The following is a 25,952-nucleotide window of genomic DNA, read 5'->3' as shown; positions in this document are numbered from 1 at the left end:
GGTACAAACCGTGTTTGTACCAGCTGTGACGTGCGCCAAGCAGTACATCGGGGGGCTTTTGATTCTCCAGAGAATTATGAGACCTGGTGCCGAAAAGGGGAAAGCCGAATACTGTTGGATTGGAAGGATTTTCCCACCTCCCATTGGAGAATCAGGGGGGGTGTGCTGCAACAGGTGCAGGAAAACACCGGGGTGTGGTTTGGCCAGCGAGTATGTCCCAGTTGCCACAGTGCCGTAGAGGAGGTCCAAAGAACACTTCTGGTGGGCTGGAGTACCCGGGGAATGGACATGGTTTGGGCCGCAAATTTGCTCCTGCAGGGGGGCTGGGAGGCATTGCCATCGCCGACAGACAACCGGGAGAATGTGCTGGAGTATGCCCGCTTTTTGCACGGAGGGTGGGGGACTGTTTTGGCAGTTCCGGTGGGCCTGCGGCAAGATAGAGACGGATATGTTGCTGCCTGTGTCAAACGCTGCGGACTCCATGCCGCCTGCGCCCTGCTAAGATTGGAGTTGCCTGCAATGGTAGATTTGCAGTCCAGACAGCAAGTGGAGACGGGAGCGGCCCAGGATGTATTCAGTAACTTTCTGGAGTTTGCGGGATATGTCGGCCAGCAACTTACGTTGCCTACGGCTGTGCTGGTTGAGGGCCTGGCGGCCGGAGAAGATGTCCAGGAGCAGTTGAAACAACATGCTACGCAGCTGTTTAACCGGTTGCAAAACTGCTTAAAAAAGCCTTTGTTGGTAGGATGGGATGGGCAAGCCGCCACGGCCCAGAGAATTGGCGATTGGCTGGCACACCGGATGAGCTTTCAGGATGAATAGACTGAGAGATCGGAGGAAACATATCGATGATCGAACAATATATTTACAGCCGTTCCAAGAAAAAGTTTATCAATGGTCGCGGAGAACAAATCAATCTGGGATTTGGATTTATGGCAGTCACTCCCGGGCTGAAGGAAAAAGATAAAGAAGATCTTTTACTCTTTTGCGGGCAGTACCGCAACAAAGATGTTAAGGATGCCAGCGGTCAACTGGTGCCAATGGGCTGTAAGAGCACGCTGCGCTCCGGCGGTGCGGCAGTGTTACAGCACAACTGCTATATGACCATTGAGCAACGGGGCACCCATGTAGCCCACGGCTTTTTGATTCCCTGGGATAGCCCGGCGCTGGTCCAACCCCGAGGATGGTTTGGCGCTGATTTCTGGCGTACAGACCCCAACCTGGAAAGCCCAGGGGATGGAGAGACTGGGAAAGGCATCCTTTTGGATGGGGTAGAGCAACTGCCTGGACAGCCCCTGCAGCTGTGGCCGCTGGCTCAGGTTATGGAGCAATTGCAAATCAATGAGCAGGGATTTTCCGCTGTGTTACGGGCTTGCTTTGATGCCGTCTGTGGTCAGCAGCAGGTGCAGATAGCCTTTGATTTCGGGATGCCCCAGGCTGAGCAATTACAAAAGCAGGTGTTGTGCTGGATTTACCAGTGTTTACCCTTTTCCCTGCGTCGGAAAATGGGATTTGACGCAGTGTGTACAGATGCCACCGCAGTGCGACAGTACCAGCTGACACTGGTGCCTAAGGACACCATTCAGATCGTCGGGCAAAAGGCATACATCCGACGCAGTTCGCTGACGGCGGTGGGCAATCATTTTATGTTTGCACAGGGACAGCTGTTCCATGTCGCTGCATCCAATAAAATGGAATGGACAGGGGGCGACAGCCTGTTTGCTCGTTGGATGGACAGCATGGTACATCAGCTGTGGCAGACCCAAGGGGATGTTCAGCCGTTGCTGGACAAACTGGATCAGGTGTACGCATTATTTGACCGTCTGATGGCAGAAGTCCCGCCGGAATCCGCCTGTGACCGGGATCTGTTCGATGCAATATGCTGGCATTATCTGGCGGATGGAAATGGGAAAGTGGAGCAGGCCCCCCACATTCCGCAGATTGACGACTGCGTGGAGTGCACACCTGAGGAGGTTCGTCGGTGTCAGTTGGCTTTGCTGGCCTTGCCCGGACAGCGGGCGGCAGAGGAAGTAGGCCTGTCTGTATTGGCTGACTTGCGGGAACGCATCGGAGAACAAGACGATGCGGGCCGGGATGAGATGCTGGCGCTGTTGGAAGTCGCCGGAAGAGGCCCTGAAAGGGTGGCCGAGAAAGCGCTACGCATAGGCCAGGCGCTGCTGGCACATGAGATTGTCCATGGGACTGGTAGGCCGGAAGGCTTACTAGAAAAGTATAAACAGGCCTTTCAAGGAGAACGCTATGTATCCCTGGTGGAGCATGGGCTGGTTGGGCCGTGCGGGCCAGGAAAACAGGGAGCAGAAGCCTGCAGCCCAGTGGTGGATGCCTGGGTCAGACGTTGGCTGGAGCCGTGTGATTCCCTGACACAACTGTCAGACTCCTGCAAAAAATGCCTGTATGCGCTTCCGGAAATTTCTGAGCAGGCCACGGAGACGCTGTATAAGGCGTTGACCGAGTGTATCAACCAGTTGGTCTCTGCCCAGAGCTATAGGATAACTCTGGAGGAGATGTGCACATTAATTGACCGCATGAGCCAGTTGAAATCAGACCATCGAGCGCAGCGGTTACATAAGATCGATCAGGGATTGCTGGCCTATATGAGAAAGCGGTACAGTCAGAGCAATCCCCAGGCAAGCTTGGGCGAGCTGGAAACGCTCTGGAGGGCGTTTCAGCCTTACATGCATGATGAGTACATGCGGGAAAACTGGAACGGCCTGCTCAAGGAGCGGGGAGAAAAACTGGCCATAGGGGACTGCAAGAAAGGATTCCACCCGGATTTGTACCAGCAGGACTCCCTGGAGCGTTTGAACCGACTGGATCAAGCGCTTGCTGGGCAACCGGACGCAAGAAGGGTGATGCAGTTACTGTATCATGGGTCACTTCAAGCCATGGAAGAAAATCCAGTGCCCTTTATGAATGGCGTGTGGATGAGACAACAAGCGACTGCCCTTCGGTCTGTGGTAGCGGAAGAGGATAAAAAACTGCTGCTGCTGTGGGATGCCTTAGGCAACTTCACCACTGCGCCCCAACAGGATGTTCAAGCCATGACCGCAGCATGCGCACAGCTGGATGAGAAGGGAAAGGCGGAGTTCCGCCGCAGATTGCCGCAAATGTATCTGGCGGGCCATCTGCCCAAGCTGAGTACTGGCTTTGGGATGCTCTTGCTGCATACATGTCCACAAAAGGAGACTGGGTGGCTGTTTCTGCGCCAGTGGGTGGCCCAGAGAGGCGCTGAGGGTGTGAAAGATTTGGTGAATTGGGCGCAGAAATGCCCACGATTCATGGTAAAAGAAGGGCGGAAAACCTCGGATTTAGTGTACATGCTGGAGCTACTGGCGGAGGACGACGGGATCTGGCAGCAGCTGGAGGCGGGTGTGACTAAGGAGAAGCAGTCTGTCATCCTATGGCTCATGGGATTTTGTAAAAAGATGAGAAAGCAGGAGGACTTGGGCAGCAAAGCGGAAGCGCACCTGCAACAGCAACTGATGGGCCAGTTGACCAAGCTACACCAGGATCAAAAATGGTTTAAGCCAAAGAAGTATCACAAGGAATTTATAAAGAATTCCTCGCAATCAAAGGAGAAAGAGAAATGGCGCAGGTAATCAGACCGCATCAGCCGCTGGATATAACACATAATCCAGGCCGTTTGCCACTGCGTCAGCAGCTGCGCCGATGCTCCTGTGGATGTCTTAGCTTTTTGGACCTTCCCTGCCGCAATTGTGGCTGCAAACGGTGGCAATCAGAATTTTCCCGGGCACATGCACGTGGCAGAAGACAGGTGTGTGTGTACTTAGGTGGAATTGTCTTGATGACCTTGGTTGCTATGGGAGTTGTGGCCATCGTGCACCCTGGTCTGGCGCTTTTGCCTGCCGCCCTGGCGGTCATTTTGGTTGTGTCGGAATGGAAAAACGGTGGTATGAGTCTCTACGACACCTTTTTTCTCTTTCATCAAAAACGAGTGCGTGGGGATAAAAAGCTGGTGACGGCAGCGGACACGGAGTGCTTGCTTGCAATACAGGAGGCCTACGACGGCGATCTTCTACGGTTGGAGAATATGCTGGAAAAGGCAAGAGTTGCGGAAGACTATGCCATAAAGGTGGAACAGCTGTTCCTACAGGCCAGGCAATTGGCATCCATATATCACAACCGGCGTCTGTCGGCATTGATGGCCCGCTGTCTATTGTTCATACAACCTGAAGAGGGAATTCGGGTAGACATGGAGGAGGTGTGCCGCTTTCTCTACCCACAGGATCTGGAGGATGTAGCCAATGATGGGACGTTGCTGCGGTGGTTGAATAACTGGGTGAAGGCCAGTTGTCTACCGATGGGACGGTATACGGCTCAGGCGCTGGTGCGAATCTGCGCCTTGCGGGTGGAAAGTTTTGCCGTGGGCATGGTCCCCGCAGAAGTTTGCAGACATATAATCGACACCAAGTGGTGCCAGCACTCGTTTACTAAGACGGAGCGCATCATGATACAGGCGATTTGGACAGCCAGCGGACTTGGCGGCGCTTGGAGCAAGCAAGGTGTATTTCCCCTGAGGCAATGGCAGCAGATGAAGAAGAAAGGTATGCTGGACCGGCCCTTACAGCACACGGTTCGAGCTCATTTACCTGCGCAGTATTGGGCGGATATTTGCCTGTATAGTAGGGAAGAGATACCCTATGGTGACTTCATGGATCTGGTGAAGGGCGGTACCGATGAGCAGGGAAAGCAGCTTTTAGAGATGTGGGGCCAGGTAAGACAAAAGGAGGCAGAGACGTGAGCCCTTGGACAATGGTTGCAGCTTTTGTGTTGGTATTGCTGGTATTATATGTGCAGATCAAGGTGCTCACGAAGTGCCTAAAGAATCGGTGTATTGCAGGAGCCAGATGGATGGAAAAGCTGATGGTAGAAGAGGTATATCCAAAGCTGCATCTATCCCGTCTAGCCAGAAAGATCCAGTTGAAAGAGCCGTTGTGCAACTGGAGCGAGGAACGGCAAATCAAGAAAGCACGGAAGCAGGCTGTGCTGGTTCGAAGAGACGTATTACCAGAGGACGAGAAAGAATCTGGCTACTATGCCCGTACCGGACAGTTTGTGTGTGACGTGGACCGCACGGTCCCGCTGGATCGGTGGTACCAGCCGGAGGATTGGGTGCGGGATATTGTGGCTGAGGTGGTGCCCAATGGTGTTCTGAGTCAGCAGACAACAGTCAGAGGCAAGACCGACGTTGCCCCAGCCAAAGGAGAAAAACAGTCCAACCCTAGCTAGCCAGAGGATGGACCAGGGAAAGGGTGAGCAATGCAATGAACGGATTCAATGGATGGGAGAACAATCCCTGGGATGATGGAACACAGCAGGACGATTGGGCACAGCCTACGCCTGCCAGAGGGTCTGATTGGGAAGAGAATCTCCGCCCGGATACGTTCTCTCCGCTGCCTCAACCGGGACACCGAAAGGTGGGAAGAGAGACAAGTGAAGGGGTGCAGCAGGTACAGAAGGAAACGCCGAATGTCTATCTGGGCATTGCGCAAGATCTACAGAGCAGTCCAAATGCACGGAACGGATTTTTGAGCAGCTGGATTAGCAGCCTCATCTACGGGGTGCCACTTTGCTTTGGAGTGTCGGCAGCCACCCGAAACGTGTTTAATCTGGCTACCCAGGATACGGTAGACAGCATGAATTTTGGAGTCCAACGCAGTGTGGCGGTTACGTTCTTCGGTGACAGCAATACGGGCTTGATTGGCCGAGGACAGGCCATGGAGGTTCACGGGAAAAAGGGACCGGATGGCAGCGTGTACGCCGAGACCATCCTCAATCGGACCAACGGGACTCGAATCCGATTTAACAGAGGCATTCCTGGAAACATCGTGCGGGTGTTCACTCTGTTGCTAGTGATGACGCTGGTAGCCGTCGGTTTGAATGCGATTCCGGTTTTCCACGGGGTACGCAGTTGGGTGTCCAGCATTGACTGGGGCGTGCTATTGTTGGGGACACTGGCAGTTGCAGCGGGGCTGCTTTGGCTGACGTACAGTCTCCGGCGGTCCAGGCACAGCATCATGAAGGGACTGGGCATCGTGGCCCTGGTGGGACTATGTTTGATGGTGCCGAGTTTGGGCTTCCTGGTGCTGATACTGGTGCTGATGGTACTGGGAATTGGCTACATGATACGGGGAATCCGCTGAACTGGGCGAAGTGAGGGAGAGAAGGATGACGACAGCGAGCAACTATGTGATGTGGGTGGCAAAGCATCTGGAATGGTTTGACTTCCATACCCCGGAAGCCCAACTGTTACGCCGGCAGATTCGAAGCTGGATGTATGGCACCCAGAACGCCGATGAGGCTGAAAAATTACAGGAACGCTTCAAAAGTATGTTTTCCGACGACGTGCTGGTGGATATTGTGTATCCATTGTTTCGACGAGAGATGGAGCGTCAATTCATACTCATGATACGCAGGCGGCAGAGGGCGTTTCTGGAAGGGGAACCAAAGTGCGAAATTACTGGCCGCACCATTCGGGCATATGGCGGACCGGAGGAGAGCTGGGCCAATGGCAAGGTGTTTGAGAAAAAACTGAAGTTTCGGCTGGAAAGAGACAAGAATAGAATAGCCTATGCGGCAAAACAATTGCAGGAAGACGCAATGGAAGAGAGAGTATGGTATAAAAAGAACCATATGGGGGCTTGGACCATTTTATGCATTGCGTGTTTTACTCTGGGTGTGGTTGGCGCTGTCCTGTTGTTGGTAGCTTTACTGCTCCCCATCCTTACGGGGGGATATATGCCAGATGGAATATCCGATGCCTATGATTTGCTTGAAGGAGCTTTTATAGCAATCCCCGTGGGAGCATTGGGGGCGGTGGTACTTTTTTTCGTAAAATGCAAACGATTCTACTACAGTCTTGTGGCAAGCTTGTTATGGTTTAAGGAGATCAAGCGGGAAAATACGGCTCGAATCAAATTTCTGGATCGAATGAAGCAAAAAATCCAAGCAGGGGGACTGGATCAAGTGGTAGAACGGCTGTACGCCGCTGCATGTGAGCTACGGAAAACAGAAGGTGCCTGTCTGGGGAAAAAAGATCCCTCATCGGCATATATAGGGGAGAATGGAATACGGCAACTAGTTCAGGCGGCCCCCCCCCATATTTGCCCGAACTGGGAGAAACGCAAGCGTTTTCTTTTGCCGTTGTCCGAGAAAGGTATCCGCAAGCCGTTTTGGTACTTTGCGGCAGGAGTGACTTTGTTAATTATGGTATTTGCAGTGGTGTAGCAATCAGCCAGGTTTGAGGCGGTATATGATGTCCGTACAAGGGCTTTGAGCCAGTACAGGCAGACGGCATATCAAGCTAGATACATGAGGAGAGAAAAACATGAGCAGATGGAAAAAAATCATAGGCGGTTTGCTGGCGGTGGTAGTGCTGCTGGGCTGCCAATTGCCCGCGCTGGCGGAGGAGACCAAGACAGTGGCACTGGATGTTATGCTGGTGGTGGATGACACCGTATCCATGCAAAGCAACGATCCCAACCACATTGCATCATCGGCGTTGTTGCAGTTTGCCAGCAGTATTCCCACGGTGGGCAGCCGGGTGGGAATGGCTACCTATGCTGCAAAAATTCTCACTCAACAGCCAATGCTGGAGGTCAACAGCAAAGCGGATATCGACCAGCTCATTGGGTATGCCCAAAATGGTTTGACCCAAAATGGCCACTATACAGACCTGCCCAGTGCGCTGAAATACGCTGTAGACCAGCTACAGCAGCTGGACGAGCGGGATAACCCCCAGGTGGTCATTGCGGTGTCAGATGGTGAGAATGATTTTGCCACGGATGCCGATCGGCAGGCCAGTGACGAGGCTCTTTTGGAGGTGCTGGCGGCAGACATTCCTGTCTACATTATTGGGATCAACAGCTCGGGCAGCATTTCCCAATATCTCAGTGGTATTTCTGAACACACCGGAGGCCAGGCTTATTTTGCGGAGTCGGGCGACCAAGTTAAAGATATTCTCAATGAAATCTCGGACAATCTGTACGGCTACATCAATGATGACAGCACAGAGAAAGAGGTGGGCGAAAAGGAGGAATCTTGGGCGTTTGCGCTCAGTGACGGAATTTTTGAATGCAACGTGGAGCTGCGGCACTCATCTGACCTAACGCTGCGGTTGGAAGGTCCTGACGGCAAGGAGATTCCGCTCAATGAGGAAAATGGAATTGCCGTTTTTAAAACATCTGGTGGAGATGGCTTACATACGGTCATTAAAATGCTGGAGCCGACAGGTGGAAACTATACATTGTATATGCGCAGTTCCCAGGGGCATACTCAAACGGTGCTGGGACAAATTACGCTGAACAATGAGATCTTTGTCCAGGTCACCCCGTCTGCGTCAGAACTCTCTCCAGGCGATGGCTTTTCCGTGCAGGCTACGCTGATGCGGGGCAGTGAAGAGTACACCGATTTGGCTTTTGATCGGCTCCAGGCGGTGGCAGAGTTCAACGGTCAGTCAGTTCAGCTTACGGCCGGTAGCGCAGGGTTCCAAGGGAACCTGACCGCTCCGGACAATGACGGCGAATATGAACTTACAGTAACGGTAAGTGGAAAGACCTTTATGCGCACTAGTGATCCCGTAAAGGTGGTCGTCGAGCAAAGTAGTGCCGGAGTGGACAGCGCAGTTTCCAATGCGCCAGAGAAGGGGTTCCCGTGGTGGATCTTGATAATTGTTGTGGCGGTGGTTGTAGTTATTGTAGTCATTGTGTTACTGAAACTACGGGGCCGTCAATCTGGGAAAGGAGCGAATATCCAGCTGCGAGGGACTCTCCAAGTTACCTATTATCGCCAACCTGGTATGTACACCTGGGAAAAATATGTTGCACCTGGAAGCTATTATTCTAAGCGAGCACCTGCGGTGAGCCTGGGGAAAATGCTGCGGGATCTCCACGAAGCTGAGGAGATTCCAGAAGAGCTTGACGGATTGTTGGTCAGTGGAGAGATGGCACCTGATCGGCAGCAGTATGTGGTGCTCAGCGGGGAGATGAGCTTTGGTGACGAAAAACAGCCGGTATATAGCAGGTTGAAAATCGACACCGGTATGAGTGGCGATGACCAGTTTGACAGTTTCTCCTTTGAGGACTCTGGAAAGGTCAGCCTGCTTTTGCCCAGCGGTGGCACGATTGAATTCCGCTTTTTACTGGGATAATGAAAAAATGCGGCGGCGCACCCTGAGAAACAGGGTTGCGCCGACGCATTTTAAGTATAAGGTCAGAAATATTGATGCAAAGAGGGTGAGTGGCATGGGAATAAGAGGAGATTACAAGGACCAACGATCGTTTTACCAGCAAAATGCGGCGTTGTGTCGTCGCTTTCAAACGGAATGGGAAGGGAAAACGGCCTACTCCAGTAGGGAGGACGGTCGCCGCAGCCTGCCCCAGTTGCGCTTTATGCGGGTGCAGGGGGTGACTCGTTTTTGGGAGAATCGGCCGCCTCAGGCATATCTTCGATTGTTTCAACAGCTGCCAGCTGCCATGGTGTCACAGGACAGCCTCATGGCATTTTTGCTATGTGGGGATGCCGCTGGGGTACGGATTTATCTGGGGGCATCCCAGGGAGATTGCGGAACCTTAATGGGGGCGTTGCAGGGATTTTTGCCGGGTGTGCAGATCGAGGAGCCGTTGGCAGTGAGTGAGATTCAGCCCCCTTGCCGAATGGGTGGTGTCATGTTGGGCAATCCCAGCGAGATGGTCTGGGATCATACCAACCAGCCCATGCCGCTGCCAGTGGATAATATTTGTCGGGGAATGGCAGGGGAGGAGTTTTCTTTTCTCGTCATAGCTCAGCGGTTGCCCAACATGGTGGCCAGCGGAGCTCTGCGTCGAGTGATGGAGCAAATGCGGACCCTGAGCCTGTATCAGCGCATTGAACGGGAGGGGGAGCAGCAAAACCGGTTCTCCCAGGAGGACTACGAAGTGCAGGACTACATGGGAAATCTGCAGAAAATGGGGGACATGCTACGCCAGGCTGTAGCCGATGGGCTGTGGGAAACGGTTTGCTATTATGCTGCAAACCGCCCTGTGGCGGCGCTGCGGCTGCAAGGTATCCTGAAGGGCAGCTACAACGGGGCCAGTGAAATGGTTTGTCAGCCAATTATTTGTCTGAATATGCAAAATATTCACAAATATATCTACCCAGAATGTGCTTTTATGGACGATTTTGTTTTAGAAGAAATGCAAAGTCCTGTTTCGGTATCCATTCCCCAGGAAAAACAGGAGTTCTTTATGAATGACCACCAGTTTCAGACAACCCTCAGCGGGCAGCAGTTGAGTCTGCTGTGTCGCTTGCCTCAGCACGAATATCCGGGTTACTATGTAGATGACTATGTGGAGTTTGACAGCTGCTGGCGTGGAGGAAAGGAGGACGCCACCTGGGTGGAGCTGGGACAGATTACCCAGGCGGGACGAAGTCGTATGGGATTCCAGGACATTCCATATCTGCTGGAACTAAATGACTTTACCAGACATTTGCTGGTCATTGGAATTACTGGCGGAGGAAAGAGCAATACCAGCAAATCGATACTACGCACTCTCTGGACCCAGCATCACAAACCATTTTTAGTGATTGAATCGGCCAAGAGAGAGTATCACGAGTTAATGAATTTGGATGCTACGGACGCAGGGGCCTTCTCGGGGCTGTGTGTATTTACCATGGGGGACGATAACGGGGTGCCCTATCGCATTAATCCGTTTGAAAAGGCACCTGGAGTGGGACTACAGACCCATATCGACTACCTGTTATCCACCTTCAATGCTGCCTTTGAGATGGTGCCTCCCATGCCATATGTGCTGGAAAGCTCTGTGTATGAGGTATACCAAGACCGTGGATGGGATGTGACCAGCGGGGTTAATTGCTACGGTCGGACCGATTGGCCTACACTGACAGATTTATACTATAAAGTGGAGGTGGTGACTAACCGGCTGGGTTACCATGTAGAGGTTCAGAACAATGTGAAGGCTGCCCTCAAGGCGCGGATTAACTCTTTGCGCATTGGCGGCAAAGGGCTGATGCTGGACACACCGTCCAGTCTGCCCATTGGAAAACTACTGGACAGACCTGTGGTGCTAGAGTTGGAGGATCTGGCCGATGATGATACTAAGGCCTTTGTGATTGGTGTACTCCTGGTGCAGTTATACGAGTTCCGCAAGGGGCAGTCCTTGGAGCGACGAACGGATGACAGAGCAGGCGTACCGGCCAGCAGCAAGGACTTTCAGCACTTATTGGTGGTGGAGGAAGCCCACCGCCTGCTGAAACGAGTGGAGCCGGGGGAGGGGAACCCTTCCAGGGCAAAATCGGTAGAGTTTTTTTGCAATATGCTTGCTGAGATCCGTTCTTATGGGCAGGGGCTAATGATTTGTGACCAGGTACCTACCAAATTAGCACCGGACGTGTTGAAAAACACGAATCTCAAGGTAATTCACCGCACAGTCATGGAGGAGGACCGACGGGCGGTAGGGGCGGCTATGAATATGAATGATGCACAGATGGAATATCTGAGCAGTTTACGCAGAGGATGTGCAGCGGTATTTGCCGAGGGAGATAATAGACCCAAATTGGTAACGATGCCCTTGGTTATCGAGCAGAGCAAACTAGACCGCCAGCAGATTCTGGAGCGGGTGAGGCAAAATGTATGCTGTGACTTGGCAGTGGCTTATGAAACTTATACTCAATATGATCTATGCAGATTTTGCCAGCATTTCCATTCCTGCCGGGAGCAGACAAGAACGGAAATGGATCGGGTGCTGGAGCAGCACCCGGTAGATGTCTTTGTCCGTAAGGCTGTGGAGCAGGCACAGGAACAGAATGTGCCGTTGCCAAGAGTGCTGACCTTAGGGTATTTACAGCGACTTTTGAAAACGGTAGAAGTACATTGGGGGACGAAACTGCAGCCGCAGCAGCAGTTTTGTCTGGCGGCTAAGCTCATAGAACGGTTGCCCATGGAACGGGATGCCAGATATGCCCTGGTGGTGAAATATCAGCTGTGGTGGTCGCAAGCGTATTTGAGGTAGAAGACGGAGAAAAGGAGGATGCGGAATGGCTGATTTAAGTGGTGGAGATATTGGCGGCGATTTGGGATCAGGAGAGGTTTCTTCTGGAGGGGAAGTCGGTGCATCTGGAGAGGGCACGGATGATCTGGATGGAAGCCTGAGTTTCGACAGCGTGGAAGGATTTGGAGAAGTGCTGGAGAATGGTGGAGCGAGCAATCTAGAAGGCAAAGGGTCTGAAGGATTGAGCGAGGATTGGGATAGTGTTGAGGCATTTATATGTGAAGATGTCCAGGGAATGATCCAGGAGGAAACCAAAGAGGAGACTCAGGAAGAGATCGTAGAGGGCACCCAGGAAGAAACCGAAGAGGGCACCCAGGAAGAAACCCAAGAGGGGACCCAGGAAGAGACCCAAGAGGGGACCCAGGAAGAGACCGAAGAGGGGACTCAGGAAGAGACCGAAGAGGGGGCCCAGGAAGAGACCGAAGAGGGGACCCAGGAAGAGACCGAAGAGGGGGCCCAGGAAGAGACCGAAGAGGGGGCCCAGGAAGAGACCGAAGAGGAGACTCAGGAAGAAACCGAAGAGGGGGCCCAGGAAGAAACTGAAGAAGAGACCGAAGAAGAGGCCAAAGAGGGCATCCAGGAGAAGGCCCAAGAGCAGACTCAAGAGGGAATCCGGTCAGAGACCAAGGAAGCGTCTGGCAGAGGGCCTGGTGGAGGAAGCGGAGAGGACCACTCCCGTGGGGAACTGGGCAGCACGGGGAAGGCTTTGCGTGAAATTCCTCGTGCAGAGCAGTATGCACGGCAGAAGCAACAAAGCCAGGAAGAACTGGAGCTTGCAATCCAGCAGGCATTTGGGAAAGAGGTCTCTCGGCAGATGGAAATACAGCGCATGGTCGAGCAGATAAATGAACTCACCGCACCTCGGTATGAGTTGTCCCAGGAGATTAGCAAAAGGGACCCTGTTTTGGATAAATATACGGACCATGGACCTGAACATATCAAGGAAGTGGCCACCAATGTTCTGGAATATGCCGAGGCATTCCGGCAATTTGCCCAGAGCCGGGGCATAGAGCTGGGAAGTGAGGCGGACATCAACTTGGAGGTTCTGTTGGTGGCGGCACTGTACCACGATACTGGTATGGACGGAGGGCTGAAAAGTGTGGAAGACTATAGCCGGCAGTGTGCTGCTTATGAAGCCAAGCAGGAACTGACTCTCGGCGGAGCGAAAATCAAGGAGTTTGGCGAAGTAATTCGCAGCAATCATCCGGCCCAATCGGCTCTACATGTGTTGGAGGATGTGGGTGTGCTGCAACAACAGGGGGTCAATCCCAATGAGGTGGCAGCGCTTGCCTATCTACACAGCAAGAGCAATTCCGGGGTAAAGGTGGGAGACACAGCGGAGACATATAGCCGGTATATGACGGATTTTATGCAGCGCTGCCAGGCAACCGGTATCTCGGTAAATCCCCAAGCGTTTGCACGACAAGTCACAGATGCGCAAGGACGACCGGTGTTGGATTTAAAGCAGCGCCCCACTTGGGAGGTGACGGACAAGGAGGCCTTTGTACGCAAGGAGTTTGAGGTTGCTGTACAATGCCTAACAAAAATGGCCCAAGACAAAGGTTTGAATTTTGACCCGTCTTTCCTGGGGAAGTTGGATGAGAAGGGCAATTTTATAATCACCAATTCACAGGCGTATACCCGCCTGCAATACGAAACGGCCATACTGAGGTTGGCCGATGCTCAGCGCCCGGCCCGGCATTTTCCCACCACCCATTCAGGGAAAGTGATTGAGCTAAATGAGCCTGATTGGGCGGAGCGGGAGCAAAAAATTGCAGGTAATAAGCGATTTGACGTGATAAAATCGGAACTCAGTGCAGTGGATGTTCACTTTACAAAACCGGCCTCCGGTGCTGTAGCAGATCGAGTTGAAAGCCGACTATTTACCAATCCGGAGCAGAATCGTATCAGCTGGAATATTAGCAAACAGTTTTACATCGGGGAAAGTAATGTAGACCGGGGGCAGGTGCGCTACGATTCGGAAACGCGGCAACTTGAAATTGAATACCGGGTAAAAGACGCTTGCAAGGCACCACATACCACAGTGGAAATTTTGCGGGAGCGTATGGCCGAATGCCGAATGCCGGAACTGGCGGGTGGGATTCAACAGATTGTAGTGTTGGAACGTGCTTCGAAGCGCAGTTTCAGCAACTATCGCCGCGGAATTGGCGCAGAAAAGGGGTGCCGAATTACGCTGTGAGAAAGGATGAGAGAAGTATGAGTGATGTGCAAATAATTTTGCTGGAGGACTGTGGCGGAGACCGGTTCCGGATGCTTTCCCATTTACACCAGTTATGGCGGCGGACAGAATTTCGACATTGCTGGCTGAGGGGGCGTCCCATGGCGGAGCTGGAGGAGGACAACGGATACTGTATTCCACCGGGTATGGGGGAAATTCCCTTTGCCATCTTCATGAGTGATGCCGATGTTGCAGAGCTGGAACTAGAAAATGATGAAATTTTAATACGGGCAAAGCTGCCCTCGGGGCGGATTGTTGCCGTGTGCGATACTGCGGTGGGAGTGGGGCATTGTGAGATGCTGCGGCAGGAAATGTTGGCGTTCTCCCCTCCACGCACCCATGTGCGGCCGGACTTGCGGGTATGGCAGCCTGGAGTGCGGCTGCACTTGACAGACCCGCTGTCTCAACTGTCTGCACGGGCGCTGGCTCTGCCAGCATTTTCACAGGGACTGATGGCGGCGATAGGGGAATCTATGCAGTTCTCACGCTACGTTCAGCCGCTGCCAGCGGGAACGACCGGAATGTTTTATGGATTCAACAAGGCGCTGCGTAGTTTCATATGCTACGATGCCTTCAGTGACCAGGTGGTATGTTACGGGCCGGTAAAGGAAATTTTGAAAATGTAGGGCAATGGACCAGGATAGAGAATATTTTACGAATTAGAGTGGCGAGATGCCTGTGCGTTTGTGGACATACGATTATGTCGTGGGTATCCATAAGACGGGGGGCAACGTTAATGTGGTCGCCGTTCATGATGAAAGAAGAGGTGGATGGATACAAGATGATCAGTGCAGCGAAAACACATCGTATTTCTGTAATTATGTGCTCAGTTATAAGCTCGTTTATCTATGGTCATAAATATGAAAGAAGAAGCAGGTAAAAAAGTTGACAACATGGATGTAGCAGGGAAAAGGTATAGTAATATGCATGGTTCTGGGAGCAAACAAGTGGTTCGAAAGATAGAGGGGGAGACGATGAGAACAGAATGGGACAGGGCAACATTGCTGGAACGTTGCCGAAGCGGTGATAGCCAGGCCATGCTCGAAATGTCAAAATGTTGTGATACAGAGTTTGCAAATATGTGGCTTGTACGGGCAGTTTTGTACGGAAACGAGGAGGCGAGAGAACTTCTTCGTTGTAATCCGCAGCGGGCTTCCAACACATTTCTTCCCATTGAGAATTTCATTCCGGGGAAGAGAACGTCGTGGTTTAACGGAAGATATCATGCTGTGTCCTTAAGCGAAATCGGGTTCGATAATTTGCCCAGTATGGACGAAACATATATGTTGGCAGGACTGTCCAAGGAACGGGTAATCGTTTTAGGAATGGAGACCGGCTATGAACCACCCGATGAGGACGGTTTTGGAGCTGAAACCTATTACAGTTATTATGTGTATGATGAGTTTTTTCACCGCATCTCCCCAAAAGCATTTGAAGATAATCCTCATGCTGCGTATGGAGTAGGAAATGAATACATTAAAGCACATGGTGACCTTCCAAAGTTGCGTATGGATTGGCTTGTGGAAGACGGAATATTAAAAGCGGAGAAGTTCAGCACCTAAAAGAGGAGCGATGCGATGTAGTTGCTACACATATGGAGTCTAGCTTTCTTTGATATCAGTGTACTAAAATTCAATTCCGTTATGAGCAGCAAAACGTAAAGCAGAGGGTGCGTATGATTCTTTGAGTTGATATGGCTTGACCACACACCCAGCCACAGACCGGCGTGGAATATATGGACACCCCATGGCTGGAAAGTGACGGAAAGCAATCAGACTGGAGCAGAAACTGCGGGAAAGAAGGCGAAATGATTAGAAAAAAGTTTTCTTTTCGCTTGGTAAGGATGAGGTCGGCAGTTCGAATCTGCCTAGCAGCTCCAAGCGAAACCCTAGAGCCGCAACGGTTCTAGGGTTTTTCTTATTTCTGGAAGTTCAGCAGCCGCCAGAAAAAACCAGACAAAAACCCAGACGGGGCCAAAAAACCAAGCCGGACAGGTCAACCCTGCCCGGCTTTTTTCATATCTGTTTTGAGTGCGTCCCGGAAAATCTGACTGGCCCGCTTGATGCTCTCTTGGTCGGCGTGGGTGTACATCCGCAGCGTAACCGCCTTGTCACTGTGGCCCAGCTTCTCCGACACGCTGGCAATGTCGGCCCCGCTGGTGATGGCAATGCTGGCGAAGGTGTGCCGCAGCTTGTGGGGGTGGAGGTCTGGCACCCCGTAACGCTTTGAAAATCCTTTCAGGTAGCGGGTGGGGCTTTGGGGGTGCATGGGTTCGGGGCTGTTGTCCTGGGTGAATACAAAGGCACTGATGGCGTGGCTGGCCTGTTCCAGCCGGAGGGAGCGCAGCAGGGCCATAATGTCCGGTTCAACGTCAATGGTGCGTGCCCGCCCATTCTTGGGGGTGTCCAGGTACACGCCCTTTGCGGGGGTATAACAGAGGTTCCATTGGATGGTGATGGTGTTGTCCTTGAAGTTCAGGCAATCCCATTTCAGGCCGCAGCACTCCCCCCGCCGGATGCCCGTGTCAATGAGCAGCCGCACCAGGGCACGCCATTTCAGCGGCTCCTTGTCCAGGCTGGCCAGGATGTGCCGCACCTCCTCCACGGTGTACGCCTCCACATCGTCCTTGCGTGCTTCATCCTTGCGAGGTTTGGGGCGTTCTACCTTGTCCATGGGGTTCTTGGGGATGGTGTCGGACAGATAGGCCATTTTGAACAGGCTGTTCAGGACGGTATAGCACTTGATCACTGTGGCGTGGGCCTTGCCCTGGGACTGCATGGAGAGCAGCAGGGCGGTGATGTTGGCGGCGGTGATGTCCGGCAACTTCAATTCACCCAGGGCGGGATATATCCAGTGGTCAAGAAAGCCTTGGAAGCTGCTGCGGCTGTTCTCTGAGATGGAAATGGATTTGGCGGGCATAAACACCCGTTCCCCATATTGCTGCAAGGTCTGGATTTTTGCGGCCTCCTGTTTCTCCAAGAGTGCCCGCTCTTTTTTCTCTGCCCGGCTGATCACTTCCCCGGCCTTGCATTGCCGCTCATATTCAGCGGCTACTTTGGCAAGTTCCCGGTCAATGGCCCGCTGGCTCCACCCCTCTGGGGGGTACCAGCGGGTGGAGAGGGGGGCGGTACCCCGGCCCCGGCTCACTCGTATCTCATAGAAGGTCTGTCCGGCTTTGTTGGTCATTTTCCGGGTGGATGGCATAAAATCATTTCCTTTCCCGGCCCTGTATGGTATAATACAAGGGCAAACAGGGCCTATATTAGCGTATCGGCTGTTTTGCGTCAACCGTCCCGGTGTTGGTAGCACCGGGGCGGTTTTTTATCTTTGTGATTTATACATCTTTGCAATCGTTTGAGAAATGTTCGACAGCACTCTTCTGTGTGCTTCATCGATAGTATCACCGAAATCATCAGAAAAACTTTCGGGGTCAGAAGTAGCCAACTGTTTGAGTTCTTTCATCTGATAATGAATCAAAATTAGTTTGTTTAATGGTTCTTTTAACTCTGCTTCTTGAAGCCACTCTGAGTTTTCATCTGATTGAATGTTCGGAACGATAAGGCCCATATCAGAGAAAACGAGTAACCATTTGAGAGCACGCAATATTTCATGCTGTGAAGCAGAAACATTCTCATATCCGGGGGCAGACAGGCCAAGAAGCTGGTCTGAACTGATGTTCAAAATCTCACACAAACGGATGATAGTGGATGCATCAGGCTGAGAACGACCAGTTTCCCATGCAGCTACCGTAGTTTGTGATTTAGAAAGCAGTTTTGCCAACTCTGCCTGGGAAAGGTTTGCACGCTGTCGAGCAGAGCGGATGTTAGAAGAAAGGGAATTGGTATCCATAGAACAGCACACCTCCAAATGCATTATAGCAACAATATTGATAGAAAGCAACATAATTGCATAAAAGCAAAAATAATGCTTGACAAGCAATATTACTAGTAATACAATGATGTCAACAAGGAAAGTAGTAAGCAAGCAAAATTATTGCTAATTGTTGCTACAAGAAAGGAGTAGCCTATGGAAAAGAAAGTGGAAACCTACAACGGGCGGGCCGTGGTCTACAAGGAGGACGTAGCGGAGGCCCTGGGCTGCTGCGATAACACGGCCCTGATCATGATGAAGCGCACCGGCTGTGCCGTGAAGGTGGGCCGCAGGGTGGCCCTGTATGTGGGAGATTTCTATTCCCTTCTGCTGGGCATTGATAGAGACAGAAGGGAAAAAGGCATTGAAGTAAGGTGAAAATGTGTCCAACTTGGACACAAAAGGAGGATGCAATATGGCAAAAGAGAAGCAAGTACCCTTTCAGAAAATCCCGGAGGCCAGCAAGTCCACGGGCCTGTCCATGTACTTCCTGCGCCGGGGCTGCTGGGATGGCTCTATCCCCCATGTCAAGAGCGGCGGGACGTATTACATCAATGTCCCCGCCCTGCTGCGCTCCCTGGGGGCCACGGAGGCCCAGGAGCCGCCCACCCAGAGCAGCAAGGTAACGGACATCCGGGACGCAGCGAAGCGGAGGGCCAGAGCATGAGGGCGGCGTGTGAGTGTACCGCCCTGGCCCTGATACTGGGCCTGGCGGTGTGTGCCGAGGGAATAGCGGCCCTGCCTGGTGGCTGGTGGCTGTTGTGCGGGGGCCTTGCCCTGGCGTGGCTGCTGGGCAAGCTGGCACACTGGGAGATACCCAATCACGCCCGGAAGGGCAAAAGAAAACCGCCCCGGTGCTGCAACACCAGAGCGGCGGATAAGAAACCCACCTGTTGAAAAGTAGATTTCACGCCCCTATTTTACCGGGGCAGAAGGAGAATGTCAAATGGAAAAACGAGTTGTTAACACCCAGGAAGCCCAGGCGTGTGTCCTGGTGGAAGATGTGCCCGGCGTGGTTGTGAAGGACGGCAAGCCCTACAAGGAATTGGGGGGCGTACTGATTCCCGTCAAGGGTGTGCTGCGTACCAAGGGCGGCGGGTATATCCCCGTCTTGGATGTGAACTGGATGGAGGACAAGCCCAAGCAGACCCAGGCAGCGGGCTAACGACAACACGGAATAGAGCGCAGGGTGGGGGTGTGTCCCCTGGCCCTGCGCTCTGTCACAAGGAGGGGCATATATGCCGAGAACGAAAGAGGAGTGGCAACGCTATAACATAAATCTGTCCTACAAGACCCTTGTGGGGCTGCTGGAAGCCAACTTCCCAGAGGGGGCCTGTGTGATTACCCTGGACTACTGGCGGGAGTATCCGGCCCCTGGAAAGCTGCGGGCAAAAGACCAGTTTGTAGCGTGGAGAAGGCGGGCAAATGTCAGGCTGGGTGGGGCATTCCCACATATATGCGCTATGGGCTGGAATGAGAAGGGGGACAGGTACCCAATACACCGGGTCGTTACTGCCCTGCCTGTGACCTCTGCGGCCTTTATTGCGGGGTATTGGGGGTATGGAGACCCAAAGGTGGAGACCGTGCCCAGGGAGGGCCTGGAGGCCCTGGCAAGGCTGATGATGTGGGAGGCTCTGAAACAAGGACATGTGCGGGAGTTTGGAAAGCACACGTGGCATTCCCGGGGCCTGGTGAGACCAGAAAGGGAAGGGAAGAATGGCAAAGCGGAAAAAGACCATCATTGCGGGCAGTATCGTCAAGACAATTCTATACACGGCCCCGGAGCCGAGAGACGGGGAGCGGGCCAGGGCTGAAAAGTCCCGCATGACCAGCGCAGCCCAAAAGGCCATGAATGACAAGACCGCCCGGGGGCGGCTGGAAATGCTGCTGGCGGCAAACTTCGAGGGGCAAGACCTCTTTGTGACCCTGACATACCGGGATGCAGACCTTCCAGCAAAACGGGCTGATGCAGTCAAAAACGTGCGCAAGTTCATCAAGCAGCTGCGGGCCTATCGCAAGCCCAGGGGCCAGGAATTGAAGTATGTGTATACCACCGAGGGCAAGCACGGGGAGGGGCGGCTGCACCACCACCTGGTGATCAACGCCACGGAGCGGGACATTGAGACCATTCGAAGCCTGTGGCCCTATGGGGACATGGTAGACCTGGAATATGTGGGGGCCAGAGATTATGAGGAACTGGCCCGATACATGACCAAGGAGAGCGTGGAGGGCCGCCCGGTGGGTGCCCAGATGTGGACACGAAGCCGCAACCTGGAGAAGCCCATAGTGGAAACGTGCTTTGTGCCAGACGATACGGCCCTGGCTGCTCCCACGGACTGCACCGTGCTGGAGCGGGAAGAGCGTATGACCGAGTACGGCAGTTATAGCTACATAAAGTACCGGATGCCGCCCTGGAGACGGCAGCAAGTCCGCAGCCAGAGGGCGGGCATAGAGGACAAGCCGGGGCCTCTATATCTGACTTGAAGCAGTATATATCTTTAGGGCAGGGGATGTAGAAAGAGGCCCCGGCCCATTGAAAGCACCACCCGCACCGGGTACACTGGTAGCAGAGGCGAACGCTTCGCCCGTGCGGGCGTGCGAGGGAAATACAACCAGGAGGACAAGCCATGAACAGATTGCCGGAAGAGTTAACCTGTCACGCCGTGGCGGGGATTGTGTGGGTGATGTGCCCGGTGTGCCGGAAGGGTAGGCTGCTGAAGCTGAACGGGGAGACCCAGGCCAAGGCTCTGACCCTGTATTGCCGCAAATGCAAGCACGAGAGCCTTGTAGACATCGAGCCACGGGGCAAGGATGGGCACGGTTTCCCACGGGTCAAGCTGGTAAAAACCGCCCGAAACTGGGCCATTTCCGGGGCAGTTTCGGGGCAAAACCCAGCGGTAGAGACGTAAAAACACGGTGTTTTTTCGCTGTTTCAAAGGCATATTGCGGGGAAGGATGCAGCTGGGCCTTGCGTGCGTGCGTATGCGCACAGCAAGTCTACGACTTGCCACTCCCCCCCATGCTGGGCAGGGCTACCCCCTGCCTGGAGGACCGATGGGGTGGACTTAAATTGCAGCGGGCGTGATACGGGAGGGGGGGTGGTTCGCCCAGGGCGGCCCATTCCCGGAGAAAACCGGGGGAAATTGTGTCCAAGTTGGACACAACCCGGAAAACCCACTCGGTTACAGGAAAACCAAAAGCGTAAACCGCCCACGGGCGTTTTACATAGATCACAAGTGCGCTGTCCCCGCTTCATCCGGGAGGATGCAGCGGGCCGGGAGGGTCTGAGAGCGCACCAAAACCAAAAGTAGGTGATTGGATGAACAAAAACGCAGAATATCGCTCTGGCAGCTGGGAAGCGGGCCAGGACGGAACGATACACGGGTATGCCGTAGTCTTTGACAGCCGGACGGTGTTGTACAAAGACCCGGAAACCGGGCTGGAATACGGGGAAGTCATTGACAGGCACGCCCTGGACGGGGCTGATATGTCCGATGTGGTACTTAGATTTGACCACCAGGGCCACGCCCTGGCCCGCACCCGTGGCGGCTCCCTGCGGCTGTCTGTGGATGCACACGGGCTGCGGGTGGATGCCGATATGACCCTATCAGACGAGGCCCGCAGCTTTTACCAGGAGGTCAAGAACGGGCTGATTGACAAGATGTCGTTTGCCTTTACAGTGGCCCCGGAGGGGGACAGCTGGGACAGTACCACCCGTACCCGCACCGTGAAGCACATTGCCCGTCTGTTTGACGTGAGCCTTGTCACCTGGCCCGCCTATGAGCAGACCCAGGTGAGCGCACGCAGCCGCTTTGAGGCCCTGGCAGAGCCGGAGCGGGTGGAGTTCCGGCGTGCTGAGTGCCGGGCCATTTGGGCCGATGTAGAGCGGCGCATGGGGGCCTATGTGGAGCCGGACGAAGAGCCGGAGAGTTACCCCACATGGGAGCTGGCCGAGGAAAGAAAAAGAAGCCACGCTTTCGGCCCTGCAAGAACGGAGTACCCTTATGGGCCAATTCGCCGGGAAATGCTGCTATTGCGCAGAAAGTGGGCCGCAGACCAGGGAAGTGACGTTCGGGCGGCAAAAGAGATGTTTGAACAGTACACTGCCCTGGAAAATCAGTTCAAAGAAGCCAGGAATAAGCAGCAAAAAATAATGGATGAAATGTCAGCGGGCGGCGGTCGTGTCATTCGTACTTTTGAAGAATTTGGATGTTTAAGGAGGAAAAACAACGTGGAAGAGATGAATATTCGTACCATTTACGACAACTATATGGAGAAGCGGGCAGCGGGCAGCACCAGCACCATGAGCAACGTGATTCCCAGCACTGTCCTGGACAGCTATGTCCTGGAGAAGGCCCCCGGGGCGTTCCTGATGGATGCCTCTGTGACCAACATTGCCCACGCTGGAAACCTGACCATTCCCGTGGCAGGGCTGCAAGTGGTGGAGAAGCACACCGAAAACCAGGAGATCACCAACGGCGGATTTGTGCCTGGCAAGCTGACCATTACCCACTCCGAGTATGCCTATAACACCGGATATTCCCAGGTGGGTATGAGCGTGTCCGCTGCCTCCTTTGAGGCCATTGTGCAGCAGACCCTTCTGGGTTCCATGACCAAGAAGATGGACGGGGTGTGCCTGGATGCCGTGGCGGCCCTGTCCTATTCGGACGATACCACCGCCGTGAACGTGGCAGACACCGACCCCACCTTTGCCGAACTGGTGAAGCTGGCGGGGCTGCTGGGTGCTGACTACATCGAGGGGGCCAAGTGGTATATGGCACCTTCCACCTATTTCACCTGGATGCTGGGTATGGTGGACAGCAACAAGAAGCCCATTCTTGACCCCTCCAAGCCCATTGAGCAGCAGGCCCCGCTGGGCTATGGTATTCGCCTGGACGCCCAGGTGCCCGCCAACGTGGTTTACTTCGGCAACGGGCAGCGGGTACACCTGAACTACGCAGCGGCTCCCAGCCTGGTCATGTGGACGAACAACGAGACCAACACCGAGATGGCGGGTGTGCGTGCCGTTGCGGGTGCTGCGGCTGAGGTCGGCTCTTTCGTGAAGATGTACAAGGGCTGAGGGCAAGAAAAGATATGAGGTCACAGCCGGAGCGGGCGAGGAAAAAACCAGACAAAACCCAGACGGCCCAGTAAAAAACGTACACAAAAGGGAACGCAAGGCAGCAGAAGGAGGTGAACGGGGAAACCGGGAACGCCTACGGCCCCAACGGTTACAGACGAAAGGCAGCGAAAGACTGCCAGAGGCGAAAAACCGCCAAAAATATTTGGTAAGGATGAGGTCGGCAGTTCGAATCTGCCTAGCAGCTCCACGAGAAACCTCGGAACAAACGTTCCGGGGTTTTTTGTTTGCCATGAAACGATTTCGCGCACCGGATAAGGGAAAGAGGCGGTTTCTTAAGAAAAACGTAATTCTATGGCAATACCGTTGTGTTTTTGTGGGAATGCCGGTATAATGACACCAGAGAAAACACCGATTCGGTGTAGAGAAAGAGGGAACAAGTTATGCAAAAAAGCTCGCTTCTCAAAGTCATCAGCATTCTTTTTATCATCTTTGGTGCCCTGAGCTTGCTCTCCTCTCTGGGTAAGTTCACAGAGAACGCAGCCTATGGGGGCATCGGCATCGGTACCTCCGTGTTTGCCCTGGCTGCTGCCGCTCTGGAATTGGCCGCTGGCATTCTGGGTGTCCAGAATAAGGACAACCTGGATGTGTGCAAGACCCTGGCCATTGTCCTCATCGTGCTGGCTGTCATCAACGGGCTGCTAAGTATCCTGTTGGTCACCACCTTGGTGGGCGTAATGGGCGGCTCTGCGGGCCTCGGCGTGGCTGCCGGTGTTTCCACGGGCGTGATTGTGATGGTGTTTGCCCTGCTGCTGCCGGTGTTGTACATGATCGGCATCAAGAAGTCCAGAGCATAAAACCCCAGCCGGGCCCAGACGCCCGGGAAAAGACAAACAGACAGAAGAAATCCCCCTGGTGTGATGTTCACACCAGGGGGATTTGGTTGCGTGTGCCTTACAGCACGTACTGGGTGGCGTTGATGACTTTGGTGTCCAGCGCCCCCTTGATACCGCCCAGGGCGGCTTTGATGGTGTCGCCGATGCCGCCGCCGTCCACGCGGTCAGCGTGTCCCACTTGGGCACACTCTTCACAGACCATGGCCACGGCGTCCTCCAGCTCCTCGCAGCACTGCACCACGGCGCAGTCCTCAATGTGCAGCCGCTCCGTGATCCACTCCCGGGGAATGTCGTCGGCGATGTGGACGAAGGCGCAGTCGCTGACCAGAATGCCCTTGGGCTGCTGTTCCAACATCCACTTGGTAATCTTCACATAGGGCTTGTCCTCCACCACGGTCCCTCTGGGCTGGGTCACATTCACGGCCCCGGACACCTCGGTCAAAACGGAGAGAAGCTGGTCCTTGTGCTCCTGGGGCACTTTGATATCGCCCTGGACGTTCAGGTACTCCAGCCCCTCCAAGGCGGCGTTCTGCTGGGGCACGGTCACATCGCCAATGACGTACAGCTTCTTGCCGTAGCGCCCCACGGTGGACGTATCCAAGGTGATATCATCCAGCACCACGGCGGTGTGGTCAGGGACCAGGATGAGCTGGGCCTGCTCGTCAATCAGGTCCACCAGCTCCTCCGCCTTGGACTGGGCCACAATCACCTCTTTGGAGCGGAAGGAGGCGCCCTTGCTGCGCAAGACAGCGCCATCCAGCTGGGGGTCCACCATAATCATCCGCCGGGCAGACCAGTACAGGCTGTTCTTGGCCCGGAGGGCGAACACCTTGTCGATGACGGCGTTGCGCTTGAGGACGATGGCCCCGTCGGGGTAGCAGGTGGTAGCGCCGTTGACGCTGACATCGGCCAGGGTGGCATACATGCTCTCCGGGCAGGTGAGGGTGCCGTTGACCGTGATGCCCACGCAGTGCTCCAGCTGCTTCTGGGTGTGGGGGTGGATGGTGAGCACCCCATTGACCACCAGGTAAAAGGGAGCGGGAGAGACGGCGTCACTGTCGTGAATCTCGTGCTTGCCATTGATGGCCCGCAGATGCACGTCTCTTGCCACCTCCAACACGTTGGCACAGTTCAGGGTAACGGGCAGCTTGCTCATCACCGCTTTTCCCTCGGGGCTGGTGAGCAAGGCGGCGCTGTTGATGACAATGGTCTCGTAGTGGGCGTAGTTCTCCTCCTGCATGGTTCTGGCGTCACAGGTGGCGCAGTTGACAATCAGGTTCTTAGCCATGTTCCATTCCTCCTCTATGGTTGTAGTTGTTGTTTCAGGTACTTCCGACACCGGGACAGTTTGGACCGGACGGTGCCCGGGGGGATGTTCAACATCTGGGAAATCTCCTGGGCGGTGTAGCCGTCGAAATAGCGCAGCTGAAAGATGGTTCGGTCCTGTGGGGCGACGCTCTGGAGCAGCATGGCGGTCTCCACCTCGGGGATGCCGGATGGCTCCCACAGGGGGAGTTGGACGCTGTGCAGATACTCCTGCTCCAGAACGGCCCGACGGCAGCGGTCAAAGAATAGGTTTTTGAAGGTCCGATAGAGCCATGCCCGCTGTTGACTGGGCGATAAATCGGTCACTGTACTGGCGTGGATCAGAGCTTTGATAAAGGTCTCCTGTACCAAATCTTCCGCCAATTCCTTGCTGCCGGTCATGCGTGTGCCGTAGGCCAGCAATTCGGTTTGATACCCTTCGTATAAATCTTCCCACAATGAAGTTCGCCCCC

At 54.0% G+C, this 25,952-nt stretch carries 24 protein-coding genes; 20 read left to right on the top strand and 4 right to left on the bottom strand.

Annotation, left to right across the window (positions count from 1 at the left end; genetic code table 11):
• Positions 1-282 precede the first annotated feature (282 nt).
• From B5F12_RS04090 to B5F12_RS04040, 11 genes are all read left to right on the top strand, one after another.
• Complete coding sequence (locus B5F12_RS04090) at positions 283-822, top strand: hypothetical protein (protein ID WP_087230703.1); 540 nt, start codon at positions 283-285, stop codon at positions 820-822.
• 26 nt (positions 823-848) lie between these two features.
• A complete protein-coding gene (locus B5F12_RS04085) occupies positions 849-3,620 on the top strand; it encodes a hypothetical protein (protein WP_087230700.1) in 2,772 nt (923 codons plus the stop codon).
• 203 nt (positions 3,621-3,823) lie between these two features.
• The gene (locus B5F12_RS04080) at positions 3,824-4,783 is read left to right on the top strand and encodes a hypothetical protein (protein WP_143482324.1); all 960 of its coding nucleotides are present in this window, start codon (positions 3,824-3,826) and stop codon (positions 4,781-4,783) included.
• Between the two features lie 110 nt (positions 4,784-4,893).
• Complete coding sequence (locus B5F12_RS04075; RefSeq protein ID WP_143482323.1) at positions 4,894-5,271, top strand: hypothetical protein; 378 nt, start codon at positions 4,894-4,896, stop codon at positions 5,269-5,271.
• 35 nt (positions 5,272-5,306) lie between these two features.
• The gene (locus B5F12_RS04070) at positions 5,307-6,185 is read left to right on the top strand and encodes a hypothetical protein (protein WP_087230691.1); all 879 of its coding nucleotides are present in this window, start codon (positions 5,307-5,309) and stop codon (positions 6,183-6,185) included.
• Between the two features lie 25 nt (positions 6,186-6,210).
• Complete coding sequence (locus B5F12_RS04065; protein WP_087230689.1) at positions 6,211-7,269, top strand: hypothetical protein; 1,059 nt, start codon at positions 6,211-6,213, stop codon at positions 7,267-7,269.
• Positions 7,270-7,369: 100 nt separating this feature from the next.
• A complete protein-coding gene (locus B5F12_RS04060) occupies positions 7,370-9,190 on the top strand; it encodes a vWA domain-containing protein (protein ID WP_087230685.1) in 1,821 nt (606 codons plus the stop codon).
• Between the two features lie 94 nt (positions 9,191-9,284).
• Complete coding sequence (locus B5F12_RS04055; RefSeq protein ID WP_158096740.1) at positions 9,285-12,050, top strand: ATP-binding protein; 2,766 nt, start codon at positions 9,285-9,287, stop codon at positions 12,048-12,050.
• Between the two features lie 25 nt (positions 12,051-12,075).
• Complete coding sequence (locus B5F12_RS04050; protein WP_087230679.1) at positions 12,076-14,289, top strand: HD domain-containing protein; 2,214 nt, start codon at positions 12,076-12,078, stop codon at positions 14,287-14,289.
• 140 nt (positions 14,290-14,429) lie between these two features.
• A complete protein-coding gene (locus B5F12_RS04045) occupies positions 14,430-14,954 on the top strand; it encodes a hypothetical protein (protein ID WP_143482322.1) in 525 nt (174 codons plus the stop codon).
• Positions 14,955-15,188: 234 nt separating this feature from the next.
• Positions 15,189-15,890: a hypothetical protein gene (locus B5F12_RS04040; protein WP_143482321.1), complete on the top strand. Its 702-nt coding sequence runs from the start codon at positions 15,189-15,191 to the stop codon at positions 15,888-15,890.
• 433 nt (positions 15,891-16,323) lie between these two features.
• Here B5F12_RS04040 and B5F12_RS04035 read toward each other — a convergent pair whose 3' ends face one another.
• Together B5F12_RS04035 and B5F12_RS04030 are read right to left on the bottom strand one after the other, a co-directional pair.
• Positions 16,324-17,532 (bottom strand): site-specific integrase, encoded by a 1,209-nt coding sequence (locus tag B5F12_RS04035; protein ID WP_087230670.1) that lies wholly within the window; start codon positions 17,530-17,532, stop codon positions 16,324-16,326.
• A 117-nt stretch (positions 17,533-17,649) separates the two neighbouring features.
• The gene (locus B5F12_RS04030) at positions 17,650-18,177 is read right to left on the bottom strand and encodes a helix-turn-helix domain-containing protein (protein ID WP_158096739.1); all 528 of its coding nucleotides are present in this window, start codon (positions 18,175-18,177) and stop codon (positions 17,650-17,652) included.
• A gap of 177 nt (positions 18,178-18,354) precedes the next feature.
• Here B5F12_RS04030 and B5F12_RS04025 point away from each other — a divergent pair, with 177 nt between their 5' ends.
• The 9 genes from B5F12_RS04025 (at position 18,355) to B5F12_RS03985 (ending at position 24,135) form a co-directional block, all read left to right on the top strand.
• Positions 18,355-18,576, top strand: a complete 222-nt coding sequence (locus tag B5F12_RS04025; RefSeq protein ID WP_087230665.1) for a hypothetical protein — start codon at positions 18,355-18,357, stop codon at positions 18,574-18,576.
• 37 nt (positions 18,577-18,613) lie between these two features.
• Entirely contained in the window at positions 18,614-18,865 is a 252-nt protein-coding gene (locus B5F12_RS04020; RefSeq protein WP_087230662.1) for a hypothetical protein, read from the top strand.
• Positions 18,862-19,095, top strand: a complete 234-nt coding sequence (locus B5F12_RS04015; protein ID WP_087230659.1) for a hypothetical protein — start codon at positions 18,862-18,864, stop codon at positions 19,093-19,095. The genes B5F12_RS04020 and B5F12_RS04015 overlap by 4 nt, the downstream gene beginning before the upstream one ends.
• A 49-nt stretch (positions 19,096-19,144) precedes the next feature.
• The gene (locus B5F12_RS04010; protein WP_087230656.1) at positions 19,145-19,363 is read left to right on the top strand and encodes a hypothetical protein; all 219 of its coding nucleotides are present in this window, start codon (positions 19,145-19,147) and stop codon (positions 19,361-19,363) included.
• Positions 19,364-19,436: 73 nt separating this feature from the next.
• A complete protein-coding gene (locus tag B5F12_RS11840; RefSeq protein ID WP_087230653.1) occupies positions 19,437-20,012 on the top strand; it encodes a hypothetical protein in 576 nt (191 codons plus the stop codon).
• Positions 19,915-20,682: a hypothetical protein gene (locus tag B5F12_RS04000; RefSeq protein ID WP_143482320.1), complete on the top strand. Its 768-nt coding sequence runs from the start codon at positions 19,915-19,917 to the stop codon at positions 20,680-20,682. The genes B5F12_RS11840 and B5F12_RS04000 overlap by 98 nt, the downstream gene beginning before the upstream one ends.
• Before the next feature lie 143 nt (positions 20,683-20,825).
• Entirely contained in the window at positions 20,826-21,107 is a 282-nt protein-coding gene (locus tag B5F12_RS03995) for a cysteine-rich KTR domain-containing protein (RefSeq protein WP_087230648.1), read from the top strand.
• 410 nt (positions 21,108-21,517) lie between these two features.
• Positions 21,518-23,278, top strand: coding sequence for an HK97 family phage prohead protease (locus B5F12_RS03990; protein WP_087230645.1), 1,761 nt, complete (start codon positions 21,518-21,520; stop codon positions 23,276-23,278).
• A 443-nt stretch (positions 23,279-23,721) separates the two neighbouring features.
• On the top strand, positions 23,722-24,135 hold the full coding sequence (locus B5F12_RS03985; RefSeq protein ID WP_087230642.1) for a hypothetical protein: 414 nt from the start codon (positions 23,722-23,724) through the stop codon (positions 24,133-24,135).
• Positions 24,136-24,232: 97 nt separating this feature from the next.
• On the opposite strand, the gene B5F12_RS03980 is transcribed toward B5F12_RS03985, so the two are convergent.
• Entirely contained in the window at positions 24,233-25,462 is a 1,230-nt protein-coding gene (locus B5F12_RS03980; RefSeq protein ID WP_087230639.1) for a hypothetical protein, read from the bottom strand.
• 14 nt (positions 25,463-25,476) lie between these two features.
• Positions 25,477-25,938, bottom strand: a complete 462-nt coding sequence (locus tag B5F12_RS03975; RefSeq protein WP_087230636.1) for an RNA polymerase sigma factor — start codon at positions 25,936-25,938, stop codon at positions 25,477-25,479.
• Positions 25,939-25,952 lie beyond the last annotated feature (14 nt).

It is taken from the genome of Pseudoflavonifractor sp. An176 (assembly GCF_002160435.1).
Classification (GTDB): domain Bacteria; phylum Bacillota; class Clostridia; order Oscillospirales; family Oscillospiraceae; genus Enterenecus; species Enterenecus faecium.
Note: the sequence above shows the minus strand (reverse complement) of the source record. Positions and strands in the feature narration are given on the sequence as shown.